A 4,314-nucleotide genomic window follows, 5' to 3' on the forward strand; every position below is an offset into this window, starting at 1 on the left:
CAGAGCAGAAGTGCAGCAGGTCTACCATCGGGACTGGCACCACCGTCCCCACCGCCGCCGGCGGGGCTGGAGACGGGTCTGCCGCAGTTACTGGCGGCATGGTCGCCGTCGCGTCCGGTGCTACCGCCGACGTGGTCCTTCGGTCGTCCTTCGATTTTAACTGATTTTGCGCCTCGGCCCGTTCCGGCTCACGCGCCGAGAACGGGCCGGCTACATTCCTTTGGTGAACGATAACAATGACATTGGTCCAGAGATCGAATGAGAGTGGCAACGCGAACCAACCGCGAAATGGCAACGATGATCATGCGCCCGGGTTTGTGGCCGCCGTCGCTTTGCCGGACAACGAAAACACTGCCGACCTTGTCAGGCGAACAGAGCGCATGGCGATTTTGGTGGTTCTTGGACTGAGCGGCTGGTTGATGCTCGTCCCCGCTATTTATCTTGTGCTGACGCACGGGATATGAAGCTTACGGAACGTCCGTGCGCGCCCAAGGTTGGATTGCAGCATCGCATCGCGGCTTCCGCAGCCGTTTCGTGTCACCGGCAATGTGGGCGGGACGGGCTATATTGCTGGCACGAGGCGCAGGTATCTGGATCACTGCGGTCTACGTCCGGCATGCTTGGAGCGTTATAATCCAACTAGCCGAACGTAATCGGCTTCTGGCTTGCCGTAGGTGCCGTTTGCGCAAGCCGCAAGGCCGCTGCGGTCCCTGATATGCACTTCGCCACGTCGAGAATAGATGAAACCGCGTCCTTCCAGCACTTGCAGCCCAACGGTAACCCCTGGCCGTCTTGCTCCAAGCATGACGGCGAGAAACTCATGGGTGATCGCAAGGCGTTCGCCGTGGACCCGATCGTCACACATTAGAAGCCAACGCGCCAACCGCTCTTCAAGGTTTGATCTTGCGTTGATCAGAGCCGTATAGCTGGTCTGGATGTGGAAGTAGTGGACATAGCGTAACAGGAACGGGCGCAATGTCGGGCTGTTCGCAAGAGCCTCCTTGAAGGGCTCTGCTCCGATCCGGAAAGCGCTGCCGGGCGACTGGACGTAACATTGATGCGGGGCATAGTCAGCGCCCATCACGTGCGCGGCACCGGTCATTCCCTCGAACCCAACAAGCCCAACCTCGGCTTCTTTACCTGAAGCCGTCGCGACCACAGAAGCTATGCCGTCCTCCAGGAAGTAGACCGTCTCGATTTCCGAATCGGCTTTCTCCAGGTTCATTCTCAAATTGAGGGAACATCGCTCAAGATATGGCTGCAAAAGCCCCAGGTCACCAGGGTTAAGTCGACACAGCAATTGGTTTTTATAGGAATCGTTCTCTGGATTGGTCATAGCTCAATCCCGCTTGGGGCAAGAGCTTTCCAATCTCCTTGCCGTCCGCGCCCGTAAACACGTGCAGACGATTTGCAGAACTTACGCCCTCTGGCGCGCGATTGACAGTGAAATGCGATCTGATGCACGGCGTCCCCTCGGCCGCCGAATTACAAAACAGGGGTGTACAAAGTTAAAGGGTTGGAACCGTACAGAACTCTGCTTCGTACGAGTCCGACAATTTGTGATCGCAGCCAACGAGCCGGCATGATGTACATGATTATCGATGTCGAGCTAGAGCGACGAGAAGGCCACTGGTAGGGACCGACTGGCAAGGCGAAGGCTGTGCTCCATAACGGGTCAAAGAGTTTGGCATCTAAATTGCTCAGACAGGCATGGGGTGGGCGAGAGCCCGTCGCTTCGCAAATGGAGCGGCGGGTCTACTCTACCGGCGAGTGTCGAATGACCACAGCAGCAGAATGTACCGCTTTTCAGCAGAAGCTAACGGAACATCCGTACTCGTCTAAAGTTGGATTGCAGGAAGCATCGCATGCGGGCTTCCGCAGCCCGTTTCGTGTCACCGGCAATGTGGGCGGGGCGGGCTGTTTTGCGTTGGTACGCAATTTATAGCGCCGACTACTTGTGGGTAATCCAGTCCAACAAGCCAACGTCAACCCGCTCGCACCCGACATATTCGCGGACCAGGCTTTCAGCCAGGTGGCGCCATTCACACTCTGGAACGCTTGTTTCCCTGACCAGGTTTCGAAATGCAGAGCGGAGAATGTCGGCATCGAAGGCCGAGACGGCAACAGGACCTGGGTCCAGATCTTCCCAACCTCGGGCCATGTCATCGCGATGACGTTGGCGAAGGCGCTTGAGCAGTTCGCGTGATGCCTCGATTGCGCGTCTGGAGTGGTCCATATCATGGCGAAAGGAGGCAGTTCCGGCCAGGGAATGGTGCCGCAACCGAAAGCTGGTTTCTATAGAAACCTGTGCGACTTTATATGCGTTTCAACCATCGCGGCCTCCCTTCCTACGAAGGGATTTATTTACTCTCTTTTCGCGCGTGACCCCAGAAGGATCAACGTACGGTTTGGTACGCAAGGGTGGCGCGCACGTGGGAGCGAATCGCGGCAGTGTCTTGAACGAGCATCCGGGCGCGAGCAAGCCGTTCGAGCAAGACGAGCATTCGCGCTCGCTCATGGGCAAGGCGGGCACGCAGGGCTCTCGCTAGTACAATCTCATCGAAGGTGGGGTAGACCCTCGCGGACAATCTTGCCCGACCTCGGTGTCGTTCAATTCAAATCGGCTTGCCGGGATATTTCCGTTTTCGCCATCAGCTTGTTGAACGCTGCGGCTTCATCCGCCGTGTCAAATGGCGCCGCCGTGATTGCGCCATTTGCCGTCAAAGTGACAGCTAGATAGGGGAGGCCAGGCAGCGGAGGAAGGTAGACGATGTAAGCTGGGGGGAAATTTCATCCCCCATGTAGCACTGTCTGCCGGTTATCTCCTAGTCGGGGGGCCGCCGTTTTGGCCCGTCTCGATCGCTGCCCAACCGTGTAAGCTCGAACGTGACCTTAACCACCAACAAAGCGGCGTTGGTATCGTCGCGAACGTGGAACGCTACCTGACGATAGGTGCCGTCCGGCATCGCGTCTCTCGCTATTTCCAAAAGCGCCCGTGCGGCTTCATCTTCCACGGCCTCTATGCTCGGAAGCTCCGTGCCCTCAGTGTCGGGATAAAATTCGCCGTTGTCAGTCAGATCAAAGTAGAAGCGAGCCATGCAACCCGACAATGTCGATGTCGCCAAAAGGTTTCCCCGGCGCCATCATTTTAGCTCTGTCTAATTGAATCCCTTCGAGGGCGTGGGTCGGCGGGCCACAATCAGTCCGACGAATGGGAACGTTTTAGCGAACTGGTAATTGAAGGGCCTTCTGGTAGGAGGCCAAAAACTGTCCCAGCGACGCGTCGACAAAGACCGATTGGAGCGTGCAGACCGTGAGGCAAAGATTGCTAACGCGGCAGAGAGGGAGGCGCGCGATACAAAAACTGCGCGACTTCGAGAACAACGCCTCGCGGCTGAAGCCAAAGGTTCCAAGCCTTTGAAGAAAGATCGATCCAGGAGCTAAGTCGCTTAGCCGCTGACGCCAGCGACGCGCTTCTGATGGAACAGCCAATGCTAACAGCTCTGGCGCGGCAGGGACCCGACGATCCCGGCACGTCCTCCTTGGAAGCCTGCCGCTGCCGTGACCGGGCGGGCTTTTTAGCCCTCCACTAAACGCCATTCCGGAGATTGGTCCAAAGGAGGACCCAATGAGAAAAGATGGTGACGGGCGTGAGGCCAAAGGCAACCAGCAATTGCTTGCCCGACGTTTGTCTGAAGAAGTCGGCATTTCAGAACACGATGCGCGAGATTTGATAGGGCTCGTTGGCACGGATTGGAATTCGTTGTTGCGCGAAGCCCGGTTTTTGAAGGAACGCCACTAGGGGCCCGCCGCCTACTGGGGTACCGGCTTCGTACCCTGTTTAAGCGGCTACGGATCATTGCGCCACTTTGGGTTCCATTGTCATCCCTCTTATATTCCCCGGTCTACCTCGGGGGGCGTTGAAACCCTTGAGCTGGTTGATTCCCTGGGAGTGTCGGGTGGAAACTGGTGCCCCCGGACGGAATCGAACCGCCGACCTTCGGTTTACAAAACCGCTGCTCTACCAGCTGAGCTACAAGGGCACGGCGCTCCGGTTAGCATATTTGTTGCGCCAGTAAAGACAAAACTCCGTTTTTTCCCGGCATGTCCCATGCGCTGTCGGGGAGTGGCATCCTGAAAAGCGCCGGATTGCTTCCTACATCTAGGGGAAGGTGCAATCGCTTGGCGCAGGGGTGTCGCATGATCAGATTTGTTATCATTCTGCCGATCATCTTCGTGACCTGGATGCTGCTGGTGAAGATCATCAGCGATGTGAAGAAGGCCAATGTCGACTGGACCGGCGTCACCACCATC

The 4,314-nt window shown here is 57.2% G+C and carries 5 protein-coding genes and 1 tRNA gene; 3 read left to right on the forward strand and 3 right to left on the reverse strand.

Annotated features, from left to right (window positions below):
- Positions 1 to 236 precede the first annotated feature (236 nt).
- Positions 237 to 464, forward strand: a complete 228-nt coding sequence (locus EN943_RS35365) for a hypothetical protein (protein ID WP_127416424.1) — start codon at positions 237 to 239, stop codon at positions 462 to 464.
- Positions 465 to 628: 164 nt separating this feature from the next.
- Here EN943_RS35365 and EN943_RS35370 read toward each other — a convergent pair whose 3' ends face one another.
- Entirely contained in the window at positions 629 to 1,336 is a 708-nt protein-coding gene (locus EN943_RS35370; protein ID WP_127416425.1) for a Crp/Fnr family transcriptional regulator, read from the reverse strand.
- Positions 1,337 to 1,777: 441 nt separating this feature from the next.
- On the opposite strand from EN943_RS35370, the gene EN943_RS37860 reads away from it, so the two are divergent.
- Entirely contained in the window at positions 1,778 to 1,945 is a 168-nt protein-coding gene (locus EN943_RS37860; protein ID WP_164778559.1) for a hypothetical protein, read from the forward strand.
- Between the two features lie 880 nt (positions 1,946 to 2,825).
- Here the strand turns inward: EN943_RS37860 and EN943_RS35380 are convergent.
- Positions 2,826 to 3,098, reverse strand: a complete 273-nt coding sequence (locus EN943_RS35380) for a hypothetical protein (protein ID WP_127416426.1) — start codon at positions 3,096 to 3,098, stop codon at positions 2,826 to 2,828.
- 530 nt (positions 3,099 to 3,628) lie between these two features.
- Between EN943_RS35380 and EN943_RS35385 the strand changes: the two genes are divergently transcribed.
- A complete protein-coding gene (locus EN943_RS35385; RefSeq protein WP_127416427.1) occupies positions 3,629 to 3,802 on the forward strand; it encodes a hypothetical protein in 174 nt (57 codons plus the stop codon).
- A gap of 165 nt (positions 3,803 to 3,967) precedes the next feature.
- Here the strand turns inward: EN943_RS35385 and EN943_RS35390 are convergent.
- Positions 3,968 to 4,043: transfer RNA gene (locus EN943_RS35390), tRNA-Thr, on the reverse strand.
- Positions 4,044 to 4,314: the final 271 nt, after the last annotated feature.

This window comes from Mesorhizobium sp. M7A.F.Ca.US.006.01.1.1, assembly GCF_003997935.1.
GTDB lineage: Bacteria > Pseudomonadota > Alphaproteobacteria > Rhizobiales > Rhizobiaceae > Mesorhizobium.